This is a genomic window from Stenotrophomonas sp. NA06056 (genome assembly GCF_013364355.1).
Lineage (GTDB): Bacteria > Pseudomonadota > Gammaproteobacteria > Xanthomonadales > Xanthomonadaceae > Stenotrophomonas.
The window spans coordinates 250,890-265,281 of the sequence record NZ_CP054931.1 but is presented as its reverse complement, the minus strand read 5'-3'; the positions used below and the strand labels follow the sequence as shown (position 1 = coordinate 265,281).

13 protein-coding genes are annotated in these 14,392 nt (G+C 66.7%); 3 read left to right on the top strand and 10 right to left on the bottom strand.

What is annotated here, in order from left to right:
* The first annotated feature begins 99 nt into the window (after positions 1–99).
* Positions 100–1,011 carry a LysR family transcriptional regulator gene (locus HUT07_RS01135; RefSeq protein WP_176019360.1) on the top strand — a complete coding sequence of 304 codons (912 nt, stop codon included), beginning with the start codon at positions 100–102 and terminating at the stop codon, positions 1,009–1,011.
* Between the two features lie 3 nt (positions 1,012–1,014).
* Here HUT07_RS01135 and HUT07_RS01130 read toward each other — a convergent pair whose 3' ends face one another.
* The 3 genes from HUT07_RS01130 to HUT07_RS01120 form a co-directional block, all read right to left on the bottom strand.
* Positions 1,015–2,118 carry an NADH:flavin oxidoreductase/NADH oxidase gene (locus tag HUT07_RS01130; protein WP_176019359.1) on the bottom strand — a complete coding sequence of 368 codons (1,104 nt, stop codon included), beginning with the start codon at positions 2,116–2,118 and terminating at the stop codon, positions 1,015–1,017.
* Between the two features lie 159 nt (positions 2,119–2,277).
* A complete protein-coding gene (locus tag HUT07_RS01125; RefSeq protein WP_176019358.1) occupies positions 2,278–3,084 on the bottom strand; it encodes an NAD-dependent protein deacetylase in 807 nt (268 codons plus the stop codon).
* A 43-nt stretch (positions 3,085–3,127) separates the two neighbouring features.
* The gene (locus HUT07_RS01120) at positions 3,128–3,538 is read right to left on the bottom strand and encodes an acyl-CoA thioesterase (RefSeq protein ID WP_176019357.1); all 411 of its coding nucleotides are present in this window, start codon (positions 3,536–3,538) and stop codon (positions 3,128–3,130) included.
* A gap of 92 nt (positions 3,539–3,630) precedes the next feature.
* Between HUT07_RS01120 and HUT07_RS01115 the strand changes: the two genes are divergently transcribed.
* Positions 3,631–4,266 carry a LysE family translocator gene (locus HUT07_RS01115; protein ID WP_176019356.1) on the top strand — a complete coding sequence of 212 codons (636 nt, stop codon included), beginning with the start codon at positions 3,631–3,633 and terminating at the stop codon, positions 4,264–4,266.
* Between the two features lie 147 nt (positions 4,267–4,413).
* Here the strand turns inward: HUT07_RS01115 and HUT07_RS01110 are convergent, their stop codons facing one another.
* The 4 genes from HUT07_RS01110 to HUT07_RS01095 form a co-directional block, all read right to left on the bottom strand.
* The gene (locus tag HUT07_RS01110) at positions 4,414–5,433 is read right to left on the bottom strand and encodes a ribonucleotide-diphosphate reductase subunit beta (RefSeq protein ID WP_025875781.1); all 1,020 of its coding nucleotides are present in this window, start codon (positions 5,431–5,433) and stop codon (positions 4,414–4,416) included.
* Positions 5,434–5,548: 115 nt separating this feature from the next.
* The gene (locus HUT07_RS01105; protein ID WP_176019355.1) at positions 5,549–7,960 is read right to left on the bottom strand and encodes a ribonucleoside-diphosphate reductase subunit alpha; all 2,412 of its coding nucleotides are present in this window, start codon (positions 7,958–7,960) and stop codon (positions 5,549–5,551) included.
* A 585-nt stretch (positions 7,961–8,545) separates the two neighbouring features.
* Complete coding sequence (gene zapE / locus HUT07_RS01100; RefSeq protein ID WP_176019354.1) at positions 8,546–9,646, bottom strand: cell division protein ZapE; 1,101 nt, start codon at positions 9,644–9,646, stop codon at positions 8,546–8,548.
* Positions 9,643–10,314: a CocE/NonD family hydrolase gene (locus HUT07_RS01095; protein WP_176019353.1), complete on the bottom strand. Its 672-nt coding sequence runs from the start codon at positions 10,312–10,314 to the stop codon at positions 9,643–9,645. The genes zapE and HUT07_RS01095 overlap by 4 nt, the downstream gene beginning before the upstream one ends.
* A gap of 43 nt (positions 10,315–10,357) precedes the next feature.
* Between HUT07_RS01095 and HUT07_RS01090 the strand changes: the two genes are divergently transcribed.
* Positions 10,358–11,215: an EamA/RhaT family transporter gene (locus HUT07_RS01090; protein ID WP_176019352.1), complete on the top strand. Its 858-nt coding sequence runs from the start codon at positions 10,358–10,360 to the stop codon at positions 11,213–11,215.
* A gap of 90 nt (positions 11,216–11,305) precedes the next feature.
* On the opposite strand, the gene HUT07_RS01085 is transcribed toward HUT07_RS01090, so the two are convergent.
* The 3 genes from HUT07_RS01085 to HUT07_RS01075 form a co-directional block, all read right to left on the bottom strand.
* Complete coding sequence (locus tag HUT07_RS01085) at positions 11,306–12,745, bottom strand: ExeM/NucH family extracellular endonuclease (protein WP_176019351.1); 1,440 nt, start codon at positions 12,743–12,745, stop codon at positions 11,306–11,308.
* Between the two features lie 209 nt (positions 12,746–12,954).
* Entirely contained in the window at positions 12,955–13,473 is a 519-nt protein-coding gene (locus HUT07_RS01080) for a c-type cytochrome (protein WP_088100772.1), read from the bottom strand.
* Between the two features lie 199 nt (positions 13,474–13,672).
* Positions 13,673–14,290 carry a TetR/AcrR family transcriptional regulator gene (locus HUT07_RS01075; RefSeq protein WP_176019350.1) on the bottom strand — a complete coding sequence of 206 codons (618 nt, stop codon included), beginning with the start codon at positions 14,288–14,290 and terminating at the stop codon, positions 13,673–13,675.
* Positions 14,291–14,392: the final 102 nt, after the last annotated feature.

The window sequence follows — 14,392 nt, the reverse complement described above, 5'->3', positions numbered from 1 at the left end:
GCAGCACCGTGGCGCGGTGGAGGATGGTCACCGATGCAACCGACGGCTTGGTACAGACCCAAGCGATACTTGGCATTCCGCATGGCAAGCTGGTCGGTCATGAACCTGTTGCAGCTCATCCGCAGTTTCACCCGCACCGCAGAGACCGGCAGCATTGCCGCTGCGGCACGTACCCTTGGCATCAGCGCCACCGCCGTGGGCCAGAACATCAACCGCCTGGAAGCCCACCTGGGCGTGCGTCTGCTGAACCGCAGCACGCGCCAACTGGCGCTGAGCGAGGCCGGCACGGTGTACCTGGCGCAGGTGCGGCATCTCGAAGCCGACCTGGCACGCGCGCAGGCGATGGTCACCTCTGGTGACATCGAACCGGCCGGGCCGCTGCGCATCGCCAGCAGCAGCGCCTTCGGCCGGCACGTGCTTGCACCGTTGCTGCCCTCACTGCAGCAGCGCTACCCGCAGCTGCAGCTGGAACTGCGCCTGACCGACCGCGCCGTGCAGCACGGCGCGGAGGCGGTGGATGCCAGCATCCGCATCGGTGCGCAGCTGGAAGATGGGTTGGTGGCGCGGCCACTGGCACGCATCCCGTTCGTGTTCTGCGCGTCGCCGGCCTACCTGAAGGCACACGGCACACCGCTGCAACCGGCGCAGCTGGTTGCCCACCGCGGCCTGCTGCACCGCTTCCCCACCGACGGCCGGCCACTGCGCTGGGGCCTGTTGAAAGACGGTCAACGCGTGGACGCGGCACTGCCGCCGAGCATGGTCTGCGATGACATCGATGCGCTGGCCGAACTGGCCGCCGCCGGTGCCGGAATCACCCGGCTGGCGGCGTTCGTGGCCGAGCCGTACCTGCGCGATGGGCGCCTGCAGGCGGTGTTCGGGCCCGCTACCGACTGGCAGCCGGAACCGATGGACGTGTTTTTCTGCGTCAGCGACCGCCGCGATTTCACCGCCAAGATCCGCGCGCTGTTCGAGCACCTGCAGGCCGGCCTGCCGCCGGCCTGGCAGGTGTAGTGCTCAGCGCGGACTGAACACGCCACGTGCGTCGCGCGGCTCGCAGCGCAGGTACTGCGGTGCCGGCACCACGCTGTCACCCAGCGCCGCAGCGGCATGCCACGGCCAGCGTGGGTCGTACAGGATGCCGCGGGCCAGCGCGATGGCATCGGCCTGGTTGTGGCGCAGGATCGATTCGGCCTGCTCCGGCTCGGTGATCATGCCCACCGCGATCACCGGCATGCGCACCTTCTTGGCCTTGATCGCCGCCGCGAACGGCACCTGATAGCCCGGGCCGACGCTGATCTTCTGGCGCTCGTGCAGGCCACCACTGGACACGTGCAGGAAATTGCAGCCACGCGCGTCCAGCACCTGCGCCAACGCCTCGCTCTGCACGATGTCCCAGCCACCCTCGACCCAGTCGCTGGCGGAGATGCGCACGCCCACGGCGATCTTGTCCGACACCGCAGCACGCACCGCGTCGAACACTTCCACCAGCATCCGCAGGCGGTTCGGCAGCGAGCCGCCGTAACCATCGGTGCGGCGGTTGCTCAGCGGCGACAGGAACTGGTGCAGCAGGTAGCCATGCGCGGCGTGAATCTCGATCAGCTCGAAGCCCAGGCGCTCGGCGCGCACCGCGCTGGCGGCGAAGGCAGCAACGACTTCGGCGATGCCGGCCTCGTCCAGTTCCTGCGGCGCCGGATCGGCGGCATGGAACGGCACCGGCGATGGCGCGACCGTGGCCCAGCCACGTGCGTCGTCGGCCGGCAGCTGGCCGCCACCGTCCCACGGACGATTGACCGAGGCCTTGCGTCCGGCATGGCCCAGCTGCACGCCCAGCGGCATCGGCGACCAGCGGCGGATGCTGGCCAGCACCTGCGCCAGCGCCGCTTCGGTGCCGTCGTCCCACAGGCCCAGATCGGCCCAGCTGATGCGGCCACGCGCTTCGACTGCGGTGGCCTCCAGGATCAACAGGCCCGCGCCGGACTGCGCCAGGTTGCCCAGATGCATGGCGTGCCAGTCGCTGGCGCGGCCGTCTTCTGCGGAGTACTGGCACATCGGTGCGACGACGATGCGGTTGGACAGGGTCAGGGGGCCGAAGGAGATCGGCGAAAACAGCTGGCTCACGGCAGTGGGGGTGTACCAAAGGGGGTGCGTATTGCACCGCTGTACGGCCGATAGATCAACCGTGTGGGTGGATCGCTGTTTCGTGGGCAAGGGCAGCCGAGCGCAGGCTCGGTTCTACAAAACGTCGGCGTCCCCTGTGGAGCCGAGCCCATGCTCGGCTCAGCGCGTGGTCCAGCCGGCCAGCGCCTCGGCGCAATCGCGCTCGTCCTTGAACTGCAGCAGGTCGTCGGCACGGGTGCGGCCACGGTTCAGCGCGGCCACCGGCAAGCCAGCCTTGGCCGCGGCCTGCACGAAGCGGAAGCCGGAATAGACCATCAGCGAAGAGCCCACCACCAGCACCGCATCAGCCTGCTGCAGGTGGTCGTGTACGGCAGCCACGCGCTCACGCGGCACGTTTTCGCCGAAGAACACTACGTCTGGCTTCAGCAGCCCGCCGCAGTGCGGGCAATCAGGCACCGCGAACGCAGAGAAGTCGGTTTCCAGGTCGGCGTCGCCGTCGGGCGCGATACCGGCCTCGAGTGAGTCCCAGCCCGGGTTCGCATCAAGCAGCCGCTGCTGGAACGCCTCTCGCTCGCTGCGGCGCTCGCATCCCATGCAGCGCACCAGATCCAGGCGGCCGTGCAGGTCGATCACGTTCTGGCTGCCGGCACGCTGGTGCAGGCCATCCACGTTCTGGGTCAGCAGCACCTGCAGCTTGCCGCTGTCCTCCAGTGCGGCCAGCGCCTGGTGTGTGCCGTTGGGTCGAGCCTGGCCGAAGCGCGGCCAGCCCAGCAGGCTGCGCGCCCAGTAACGCTGGCGGGTGGCCGCCTCGCCCATGAAGGCCTGGTACGTCACCGGCGGCGTGCGCTTCCATTGGCCATCGGCATCGCGGTAATCGGGAATGCCCGAGGCGGTGCTGCAGCCGGCGCCGGTCAGCACGAACAGGCGTTGGGCGCGGTCGATGAAGTCGGTGAGCGGCAGGGTCATTGCAGCCAGATGGGGGCGCGTGGGCGCCCCCGCAAGCACGGGCTCAGGCCACCGGCGCGCCGGGAAGCTGCGGCACGGTCACCGGGTGGCCATCGTCGCCCAAGGCGATCATCACGAAGTGGCCGCGGGTGCACAGCTTGCGTTCGCCACTGTGCAGATCCTCGGCGATCAGCTCCACCTCGACCTTCATCGAGCTGCGGCCGACTTCGACGATGCGGCCGATGGTCTCGACCATCTGGCCGATGCGGATCGGCAGCTTGAAATCAACCTGGTCGCTACGTGCGGTCACCACGGTGCGGCGCGAGTAGCGGGCGGCGGCGAGGAAGGCGGCCTTGTCCATCCATGCCAGCGCCTGGCCACCGAACAGGGTGCCCATGTGGTTGGTGTGGTTGGGGAAGACGATTTCGGCCATGCGCACTTCGGTCGGCGGCACGGTCTCGGGGATGGGGGTCATGGGGGCGGTTCGGGTGTGGGGTAGGACGGATTTTAAGGCAGGTGGTGTGCAGGCGGCGCTACACTTCGGCACCCCCACTGCGTGAACCCACCATGCCCGCCACGTCCGACCTGCTGGCCTTCGCCCTCGTCTCGCTGGCCATGGTGCTGACACCCGGGCCGAACATGATCTACGTGATCTCGCGCTCGATCTGCCAGGGCCGCGTGGCCGGGCTGATCTCGCTGGGTGGGGTGGCGCTGGGCTTTGTGTTCTACATGCTGTGCGCGGCGCTGGGCATCACCGCGCTGTTGATGACGGTGCCGTTCGCCTACGACGCGCTGCGCATCGGCGGTGCGCTGTACCTGCTGTACCTGGCCTGGCAGGCGGTGAAGCCGGGCGGCCGCTCGCCGTTCGCGGTGCGTGACCTGCCGGTGGACGGCCCGCGCAAGCTGTTCGCGATGGGTTTCCTGACCAATGTGCTGAACCCCAAGGTCGCGGTGATGTATCTGTCCCTGCTGCCGCAGTTCCTGCACCCGGACAGCGAAGGCAGCGTATTGATGCAGTCACTGGTGCTGGGCTTCACCCAGATCGCGGTGAGTGTGAGCGTGAACGGCATGATCGCGCTGATGGCCGGCAGCATCGCCGGCTTCCTGGCGGCCCGTCCCACCTGGCAGGCGGTGCAGCGGTGGTTCATGGGCACGGTGCTGGCCGGGTTGGCCGTGCGCATGGCGATGGATGGACGGCGATAGCGCCGGGCCATGCCCGGCGGAGTGCCCGCGGCACCATGAATACCTTCCGCGCTGCGCGCTCGCCGAGCATGGTCCGGCGCTACCGCAAGAACGAAAAACCCCGGCGTTGGCCGGGGTTTTTTGTTGCGACAGAGCTGACGACTTCGATCAGAAGTTCATGTCGAAGGCGACTTCGCCCTTCACGCCCACCTGGTAGGCCGAGGCGCGGCGTTCGAAGAAGTTGGTCAGCTCCTGCACGTCCTGCAGTTCCATGAAGCTCAGCGGGTTGCGCACGTTGTACTTGCGCTCCATGCCCAGGCGATGGAAATGGTTGTCGGCGCAGTGCTGCAGGTACTGGCGCATGTCACGGGTGGAAATGCCTGCCACGCCACCGGACAGCACGTCTTCGGCGAACTGCACTTCACACTCGATGGCTTCGGCCAGCATGTCGTAGACATCCTGCTTCATCTTGTCGTCGAACAGGTCCGGCTCTTCCTCGCGGATCACGTCCACGCACTCGAAGGCGAATTCCATGTGCGCGCTTTCATCGCGGAACACCCAGTTGGTGCCCGAGGCCAGACCGTTCAGCAGACCGCGCGAACGGAAGTAGTACACGTAGGCGAAGGCGGCGAAGAAGAACAGGCCTTCGATGCACGCAGCGAAGCAGATCTGGTTGAGCAGGAACTGGCGGCGCTCTTCGCGGGTCTCGATACGCTTCAGGTCCTGGATCGAGTCGATCCACTTGAAGCAGAAATCGGCCTTCTTCTTGATCGAGTCGATGTTCTCCACCGCGGCGAAGGCTTTGACGCGCTCGTCCGGATCCGGCAGGTAGTTGTCCAGCAGCGTCAGGTAGAACTGCACGTGCAGCGCTTCTTCATACAGCTGGCGCGACAGGTACATGCGTGCTTCGGGCGCGTTCAGGTGCTGGTACAGGTTCAGCACCAGGTTGTTGGACACGATCGAATCGCCGGTGGCGAAGAACGCGACCAGGCGGTGGATCAGGTGACGCTCGCCCGGCGACATCTTGCTGTGCAGGTCGCTGATGTCGATCTGGAAGTTGATCTCTTCCACCGTCCAGGTGTTCTTGATCGCGTTCCGGTACATGTCATAGAACTGCGGGTAGCGCATCGGGCGCAGGGTCAGTTCAAAACCGGGATCGAGCAGCATCTGCTTGGGCTTGTCGGCCATGGGTGTTTCCTTGTCTTCTCGGGTCAAAACGCCGGGCTTGGCCCGGCGCTACCTTGGTGTTCTCTGCAGTCGAGCAGCAGTGCCGACCAACGGTCGGCACCCACCGCGCGGTGTGTTACTGGCAGGCCTCGCAGGCTTCCGGGTTCTCCAGCGAGCAGGCGATGGCCTCTTCCGGGCTGAACACCTTTTCCGGCGCTGCGGTGGCGGTGTGGCTGACGGTGGTCTTGGCGATCTTGGTGGCCGGACGCGAACGCAGGTAGTAGGTGGTCTTGATGCCCTGCTTCCAGGCGTACATATACATGGACGACATCGCGCCGATGCTCGGGCTTTCCATGAACAGGTTGAGCGAGGCGGACTGGTCGATGAAGGCACCACGGTCGGCGGCCATGTCGATCAGCGAACGCATCGGCAGTTCCCATGCGGTGCGGTAGACGTGGCGCAGCGTTTCCGGAATCTGGGTGAGGGCCTGGATCGAGCCGTCGGCCAGCTTGATCGCATCGCGCATTTCCGGGGTCCAGTGGCCCAGCTTCTTCAGCTCGTTCACCAGGTAGCGGTTGACCTGCAGGAAGTCACCGGACAGGGTCTCGCGCTTGAACAGGTTGGACACCTGCGGTTCCACGCACTCGTAGCAGCCGGCGATGGAGGCGATGGTGGCGGTCGGGGCAATCGCGATCATCAGCGAGTTGCGCAGGCCGTGTTCCTTGATGCGCTCACGCAGGGCATCCCAGCGCGCGGCATCTTCCGGCACCACGTTCCAGGCATCGAACTGCAGCTCACCGCTTGCCGCACGGGTGTCGGCGAAGGACGGGTGCTTGCCGCGTTCCTGGGCCAGTTCCACCGAGGTTTCCAGCGCGTGGAAGTAGATGGTCTCGGCAATCTTCTTCGACAGCGCGCGGGCTTCGGCGCTATCGAACGGCAGGCGCTTGCGGAAGAAGACGTCCTGCAGGCCCATGCAGCCCAGGCCGACCGGGCGCCAGCGCAGGTTGCCGCGGCGTGCCGATTCGATCGGGTAGAAGTTCAGGTCGATCACGCGGTCCAGCTGGCGCACGGCCAGGCGCACGGTGTCGGCCAGCTTGTCGAAATCGAACTCGCCGTTGCCGTCGAAGTGGTTGCCCAGGTTGATCGAACCCAGGTTGCACACCGCGGTCTCTTCAGCCGAGGTGACTTCCAGGATTTCGGTGCACAGGTTGGACAGGTGGATCACGTTGCCGGCGCGCAGGGTCTGGTTGCTGGCGCGGTTGCACTTGTCCTTGAAGGTCATCCAGCCGTTGCCGGTCTCGGCAAGGGTGCGCATCATCCGCGAGTACAGCTTGCGTGCGGAGATGGTGCGGTTGGCCTTGCCCTGTGCTTCGGCCTGCAGGTAGGCGGCCTCGAAGGCTTCGCCGAACAGGTCGGTGAATTCGGGCACCACGCGCGGATCGAACAGCGACCATTCCTGGTCCGACTCGACACGCTTCATGAACAGGTCCGGGATCCAGTTGGCCAGGTTCAGGTTGTGCGCACGGCGCGATTCGTCGCCGGTGTTGTCACGCAGCTCGAGGAAGTCCTCGATATCGGCGTGCCAGGTTTCCAGGTACACGCAGGCCGCGCCCTTGCGCTTGCCGCCCTGGTTCACCGCAGCCACCGACGAATCCATGGTCTTCAGCCACGGCACGATGCCGTTGGAGTGACCGTTGGTCGACTTGATCAGCGAGCCACGCGAACGCACGCGGGTGTAGCTGACGCCGATGCCGCCGGAGAACTTGGACAGCTGGGCGATGTCGCCGTACTTGGAGTAGATCGATTCCAGCGAATCCTGCGGCGAGTCCAGCAGGAAGCACGAGGACAGCTGCTCGTGGGTGGTGCCGGAGTTGAACAGGGTCGGGCTGGACGGCAGGTAGTCCAGGTTGCCCATGCGCTTGTACAGCGCCAGGGTTTCCGGCACGTCCTCGCTCAGCGCGCTGGCGATGCGCAGGAAGAACTGCTGCGGGGTCTCGATCACCTTGCGGGTGTGCGGGTGGCGCAGCAGGTAGCGGTCGTACAGGGTACGCAGGCCGAAGTAATCGAAGTTCAGGTCCAGCGAGATGTCGATGGCATCGTTGAGCTTGCGTGCGTTGGTCTGCACGAAGTTCAGCAGGCGATCGTTGATCAGGCCCACTTCATGGCCACGGCCCACCGACTGCGAGAACGCGTGGATTTCCTGGTTGGACACTTCCTTGGCGATGAAGTTGGCCAGCAGGCGCGCGGCCAGGCGGCCGTACTCGGGTTCTTCGCCGATCAGCAGCGCCGCGGTGCGGATGGACAGCTCGTCCAGCTCCTGGGTGGTGGCGCCGTTGTACAGGCCGGAAATGGTACGGGTGGCCACACGCATCGGATCGACGGCGTGCAGGCCCTCAGAGGAACGCTGCACCGCGCGGACGATCTTGTTCAGATCCACCAGTTCGGTCGTGCCATTGCGCTTGGTCACACTCATCGCGTTGGACGTCGGCGGCGACGTCAACAGGAACTCGCTTTCCTTCTCGATGGTGGCGCTGGTCTCGGTGGTCACGGCGTGTGTCCTCTTGGCGTGATGGATGATGGCTCGGTGCATCGGATGACGCGGCCCGGGACGTGACACCCCAGGGTGGCAGACCGGTGTCGCAGGAATTGAGACCTGCGCCTGTGGCTGCTGCTGGCAGTGCTGACCGATGCCGCTGCGGGCATGGAGGGCGTATCACCGGAGGGTCCGGCGATCCATTCCATGGGCCCGGCGGCTTGGGGTCCCCACAACCGACAGCCACAAGATAGTGGGGGTAGTTGGGTCCGTCAACGCCAAATGTAGTGAAATTCGGCAATCCCTTGCGCCGCAAGGATCGTGCCATCGGCGCCCGGTTTGGGCGCTTTGGACCTGCTGGATCGGGCTGCGCAGTCAAGCCCGAAAAGCGTCGTGGTGGCGGTAATCAGCACCCCACCAGCGGAACAATGACAGCTTCACATGACAGGGCCGCGCAAGCGAGGGACAAGTCTGTGGATAGCTGGTGGGCAGGCAGTGGGCAGCCGGTGGACGGGCGTCATCGGGTCGTGCCGGCCGCTGGCCGGCAGCCCATGGGCCAGATGCATCGTGCAGATGCCGGCCAGCGGCCGGCACGACCCCTCACGCGCGGTGCGGGGTCCCCAGGTACTCGGCGCTCTGCATTTCGATCAGGCGCGAGGCGGTGCGCTCGAACGCGCCCTGCAGGCGGGTACCGGTGTACAGCTCGACCGGCGAGGTGCTGGCGGTGCAGACCAGGTTGACGTGGCGGTCGTACAGCTCGTCGATCAGGTTGACGAAGCGGCGCGCGGCATCTTCATTAAGGCGATCAAAGGCCGGAATGCCGCCCAGCAGCACGGTGTTGAACTCGTGCGCAATCTCGATGTAATCCGAGGGCCCACGCGGACCCTCACACAGGGCGGCGAAGTCGAACCAGGCGATGCTCTTGCCGCGCGCGCGCACCGGGATCTTGCGGCTCTCGATCTCGATGTTGCCCGCCTTGGCCGGTTGGCCACCGCTCAGTTCGCCCCAACGCGTGGCCAACCAGGCGTCACTGTCGGCGGCCAGCGGCGCGCGGTACACCGGCGAGCGGGTCAGCGCTCGCATGCGGTAGTCCTCGGTGCCCTCGGCGTACAGTTCCACGCAGTAGCGCTGCAGCAGGCCGATGGCCGGCAAGAAGCTCTCGCGCTGCAGGCCGTTGAGGTACAGGTTTTCCACCGCCGTGTTGGAGGTGGTGACCAGGGTCACGCCCTCGGCGAACATCCGCTCCAGCAGGCGCGCCAGCAGCATGGCATCGCCGATGTCGGTGACGAAGAATTCGTCCAGCACCAGCACGCGCAGGTTGCTGCGCCATTCCTGGGCGATCTTCGCCAGCGGGTCGCTCTGGCCCTGGTGCTCGCGCAGGCGCTCGTGGACGCTGCGCATGAAGCGATGGAAGTGGGTGCGGTACTTCTGCTTGATCGGCAGGCCGTCGTAGAACAGATCGACCAGGAAGGTCTTGCCGCGGCCGACGCCGCCCCAGAAGTACAGGCCCTTGACCGGCTCGGGCTTCTTCCAGAACGAGGACAGGCGGTCCAGCCAGCCGTCCTCGGCACTGTCCACCAGCGCCAGGTGGATCCGGTCCAGCTCGGCCAACGCCGCGTGCTGGGCCGGGTCGTTCTGCCAATCGCCACGTTCCACCCCGGCCGCGTAGCGCTGCGTCGGGGTCAGTTCCACCTCGCTCATGCCGCCGTGCCCAGCCAGTGCTTGACGCCGTGGGTGAGCGCGCCGCGCAGGTCGATCAGCTTGCGGTGGAAGAAGTGGCTGGTGTCGGGCATGCGCACCAGCTCATGCGGCGCGTCAAGGGTGTCCAGCCACTGGTACACAGCCTGCGGGTCGACGATTTCATCCTGCTCACCCTGGATCACCAGCCAGCGGGCCGGCGGCGTGATGCCGCCGAAGTCCCAGCGGCCTGCCGGCGGCGCGATCGAGATCAGCGCTTCGGGCTGCAGCTCGGCGGCGGCCTTCAACGAAACGAGTGCGCCGAAGCTGAAGCCGGCCAGCCACAGGCGGTCGTCGGGGCGCTGCTGGCGGACCCAGGCGGTGACAGCCTTCAGGTCCTCCTGCTCACCGACGCCATGGTCGAATTCACCGGCAGAACCGCCGACGCTGCGGAAGTTGAAGCGCACCGTGGCAATGCCCAGCTCGCGCAGGGTGGTGGCGGTCATGGTGACCACCTTGTTGTGCAGGGTGCCGCCTTCGGTGGACAGCGGGTGGCAGATGATGGCCACGATGGGCTGCACCGATGCATCGGCCTTGGGCAGGTCGACGACCACTTCCAGCGGGCCGGCCGGGCCGTCCAGTACGAGGCAGGCGGTTTCGCCGGGGGCGACGGGGAACGAGGGCTTGTGCATGGCAACATGATAGCGTCCCCCGCCCCTGCCCTGTGCCTGCCCCATGCTCTACCTGTCCCTGGCCGTGATCTGCAGTGTGCTGGTTTCGGTGTTGTTGAAGCTGGCTGGCCGTCGCCAGCTGGATGTTGCGCAGATGGTGACCTGGAACTATCTGGTCGCCGCGACGATGACGGCGGTGGTGCTGCAGCCGCCGCTGGATGCCTTGCGCGCTCCGCACGCACCGTGGGTTTCGCTGCTGGCGCTGGCGGTGGTGCTGCCCTCGATCTTCCTGGTGCTCGGTCGCGCAGTAGCGGTAGCCGGCATCGTCCGCAGTGATGTGGCGCAGCGCCTGTCGCTGCTGCTGTCGCTGGCGGCGGCCTTCCTGTTCTTCGGCCAGACCGCCACATCGTGGAAGCTGCTCGGGCTGGGCCTGGGCCTGCTGGCGATGGTTGCGATCAGCCTGCGTCCACGCGGTCCCGCAGTAGCCACTTCAGCCAGCGGCTGGGGCTGGTTGCTGGGCGTATGGGCCGGCTTTGCAGTGGTGGATGTGCTGTTGAAGCAGGTGGCACTGTCAGGCACGCCGTCGATGGCGGCCGTGCTGGCCAGTTTCAGCGTGGCCTTCGTACTGATGCTGGCGCTGCAGCTGTGGCGCCATTTCAGTGGCCGCAGCCGACTGGCCTGGCGCAACCTCGGCGCGGGCGCACTGCTGGGCCTGCTCAACGGCGGCAACATCCTCTTTTATGTACATGCGCACCAGTCGATGCCGGACAGTCCGGCCACCGTGTTCGCCGGCATGAACATCGGCGTGGTGGTGCTGGGTGCGCTGGTGGGCGTGTTCGCCTTCGGCGAGGCGACCACGAAGTGGAACCGCGCCGGTCTGGCGCTGGCGGTGCTGGCGATCGGGTTGATCGCTTGGGGGTGAGGCCCGTGGAAAGGCCGCCGGGCATGGCCCGGCGCTACCCTTCCAGCAAGCCAACCAACACCGGTAGCGCCGGGCCATGCCCGGCGAACCTTATTTGTCGAAGCCCAGCAGCAGCGGGTCGTGGTCGGAGCTGCGCCACGGGCCCTGTACGTTGCGGCCCTGGTAGCCGCTGGCGTCCTGCTCGTCGGCGTTGCTGTGCCACTCGGCAGCGCCACGCAGGCGCTTGGCCATCGTCGGGCTGAGCAGCGCGTGATCGAGGCGGCCGGTATAGCCGTTGTAGACGTAGCTGTAGGGCTGTTCGACATTGGCCACCTTGAACGCATCCTGCCAGCCCAGGTCATGCAGGGTGCGGATCGGATCTTCCATGGCGTAGGCGTTGAAGTCGCCCATCAGCACTACGTCCTTCACCTTCAGGCGCGTAGCTTCAGCCTGCACCCAGCTGTTGAGCTGCTTGGCCGATTCCACACGGGTGGCGTTCCAGCAGCCCTGCCCGTCATTGCGGTCCGCATCTGCGCCACCAGCATCGCGGCAACCCTTCGACTTGAAATGGTTGGCGACCACCATGAACGGTGCGCCCTTGCCCTGGAACGCCTGTGCCAGCGGTGCACGGCTGTGTTCGACGAAGGGGCCGTCGAGCTTGGTCAGCGGCTTGCCGAGCGGTTTGAATTCGCTCCTGCGGTAGATGATGCCGACGCGGATCGGATTGCTGCCGGGGCCTTGCCCGGCATCAACGAACGCCCACTGCTTGTCCGCCGCGAGGCCGGCGTTGAGTGCGTCCACCAGTTCGGCGATGGCCGACTGCGGGCCGTAGCCGTCGTTCTCCAGTTCCATCAGCGCGGCGATGTCGGCGCCCAGCGCGTTGACGGTGGCGACCAGCTTGCCGACCTGCGCCTTGTGCTCGTCCAGCGTGCGTGCGCCGCGCAGGGTCGGGAATCCGCCGCCCTGGCCGTCACCGTTGAAGAAGTTCTCCAGGTTGAAGGCGGCGATATGCAGGCTGCCGGGCACGCTGGGAACAGCTGGCCGCTGCAGTTCCGGCAGCGTCAATGTGCCGTCGACCTGCAGGCTGGGGCGGCCCTGCGCATCCACGCGCACGGTGCCTTCCACATTGCGCAGCTGCATGCCGGTACGCAGCACCGGGTTGCCCGGCAGGTAGGCGACGCTGGCCGGGTCACGCGCATCGCTGCCATCGTCCAGCAGCAGGCGTCGGCGCTGGTTGTCAGCCATCACCTGTTCGATAGCGGGGCTGCCGGGCACCGCCACTTCGGTCGGTTGCCAGAGGCGGCCATCGAAGGCGACGGTGAGCTGGCCGAATCGTTCCAGGCCATCGGTGCCGGCCAGGGTGAGCGGCGCGGCGATGCGCACATGCTGGCCATCCAATGCTCGCCAATCGGCCGGCGCGGCGGCCAGGGTGACGGTGGCCGGGCTGCGCGGCGCGGGCGCCGAGGTCGGCGCAGTCTGCGGCTGGGCCTGGGCGAAAGCGGATGCCGGCAGCAGCAGGGACAGGGCAAGGGCGAGGGAACGGCGACGCATCGACAGACGACTCCACGGAAGAGGCGCACAGACTAACCCTGAAATGCGAAACCCCGCCTGCGCGGCGGGGTTTCGGCCTTGGTGGGCAAAGGTAGTGCCGGCCGCTGGCCGGCAACCGCATGACCTCTGCGCGATGCGTGGTTGCCGGCTACCTGACCGGGCACGCGTATCCGTAGTAGATCCACGCCATGCGTGGATGCGGCGGCCCGTTATTTCAGATTGCCCAGCATCCAGTCCACGGTGGCGTGGATCTGCTCTTCGGTGAGCGCCGGGTTGCCGCCCTTGGGCGGCATGATGCCGCCGTCGGGGCCGGTGTAGCCCTCGATGGCGTGCTTGTAGAGGGTGTCCTTGCCCTGCGCCAGGCGCTTGTCCCAGTGCGAGTGGTCCAGCGTCGGCGCCATGCCCACGCCGGTGGTATGGCAGGCGGTGCACAGGTTGTCGAAGATCACCTTGCCGTCCTTGGTACCGCCGTAGGCCACCTGCGAGGCAGCCTTGGCCAGCGCGGCGGCATGCGCTGCAGCCTGCGCGGCCGCGCCGGTACTGCCGGCGTACACCGCGCCGGTGGGCGAAATGCGCTGTTCGGTGCGTTTGGCGGCAGTGGGCGACACCTCGGGCGGAATCCGGGTGTGGATGAACGCGGCCAGGAGGATCAGACCGAGGGTGATGGCCATCAACAGCGCGATCACCATGGAGAAGCGTTTCAGGAACTCCAGATCGTAATTCCGCACTCTTCGTTACCCCTGGCTGATAGTCGTTGGACCACGGCTGAGCGACTGCGTGATGGGCCGAGTATAGAACGCACTTCGCGCCCGACAACAGGCGTCAGGGCTGGTGCGGCGCAGCATGCGGCCGTGGCCACATGCGGTAGCGCCGGGCCATGCCCGGCGAGCGCGCAGCGCGGCAGTAGCCACCGGGCATGGCCGGGCGCTACCGATCTACGGGGGCGCCAACAGCCCGCAGGCAGAAGCTGCAGATCGCCTCGACCAGCGCACCTTCGTCGCGATGCGCTTCGCGGCTGGGCGCGGTCGGTCCGACCATCGCTTCGGTGAAGGCGCCCACCAGGCAGGCAGCGGCGGCATGGATGTCCTGGGCCGGTAGTTCGCCGGTGGCCACACCTTCTTCCAACAGGCGCAGGAACACGTCGCCGAAGGCACGGCGCCCGCGCATGCGCTCGGCTTCCACGTCCGGGTCCACCGGTTCAACGATGAACGCATGGGCCAGCCCCGGCCCGGCCAGGGCACGGCGCACGAAGGCGGTAATGGCCAGGCGCAGGCGTTCGCCCACCGGCCCCGGCTCGCCGGCAATGCGCTCCATGATCGCCACTTCGTGGGCCACGGCCGCGTTCAGCACTTCCACGAACAGGTCGGCCTTGGACGGGAAATGGCGGTAGATCAGCCCGGTGGACATACCGGCCTGGGTGGCCACGGCGGTCACCGGGGCGTTGCGCCAGCCGCCAGCGGCCACCAGCGCACGGGTGGCCAGCAGGATCCGTTCACGCGCCTCGGCCAGGCGTTCTTCCATCAAAGCTGAGCGTTTATAGGCCATGTTCTGATTCTATTTTCAATTTTTGAATTTGTATTCACTTCTTGCCCGAACCCCGCTACGCTGGGGTCCAATCGCCCGCGCGGGCGGCTGCTGTGAACAGCT

What these genes read in the sequence shown, in the direction of transcription:
- HUT07_RS01075 (WP_176019350.1), bottom strand. Translation starts at nt 14,290, where the DNA reads ATGGCCTATAAACGCTCAGCTTTGATGGAAGAACGCCTGGCCGAGGCG.
- zapE (WP_176019354.1), bottom strand. Translation starts at nt 9,646, where the DNA reads ATGAGCGAGGTGGAACTGACCCCGACGCAGCGCTACGCGGCCGGGGTG.
- HUT07_RS01120 (WP_176019357.1), bottom strand. Translation starts at nt 3,538, where the DNA reads ATGACCCCCATCCCCGAGACCGTGCCGCCGACCGAAGTGCGCATGGCC.
- HUT07_RS01090 (WP_176019352.1), top strand. Translation starts at nt 10,358, where the DNA reads ATGCTCTACCTGTCCCTGGCCGTGATCTGCAGTGTGCTGGTTTCGGTG.
- HUT07_RS01135 (WP_176019360.1), top strand. Translation starts at nt 100, where the DNA reads ATGAACCTGTTGCAGCTCATCCGCAGTTTCACCCGCACCGCAGAGACC.
- HUT07_RS01125 (WP_176019358.1), bottom strand. Translation starts at nt 3,084, where the DNA reads ATGACCCTGCCGCTCACCGACTTCATCGACCGCGCCCAACGCCTGTTC.
- HUT07_RS01115 (WP_176019356.1), top strand. Translation starts at nt 3,631, where the DNA reads ATGCCCGCCACGTCCGACCTGCTGGCCTTCGCCCTCGTCTCGCTGGCC.
- HUT07_RS01110 (WP_025875781.1), bottom strand. Translation starts at nt 5,433, where the DNA reads ATGGCCGACAAGCCCAAGCAGATGCTGCTCGATCCCGGTTTTGAACTG.
- HUT07_RS01095 (WP_176019353.1), bottom strand. Translation starts at nt 10,314, where the DNA reads ATGCACAAGCCCTCGTTCCCCGTCGCCCCCGGCGAAACCGCCTGCCTC.
- HUT07_RS01085 (WP_176019351.1), bottom strand. Translation starts at nt 12,745, where the DNA reads ATGCGTCGCCGTTCCCTCGCCCTTGCCCTGTCCCTGCTGCTGCCGGCA.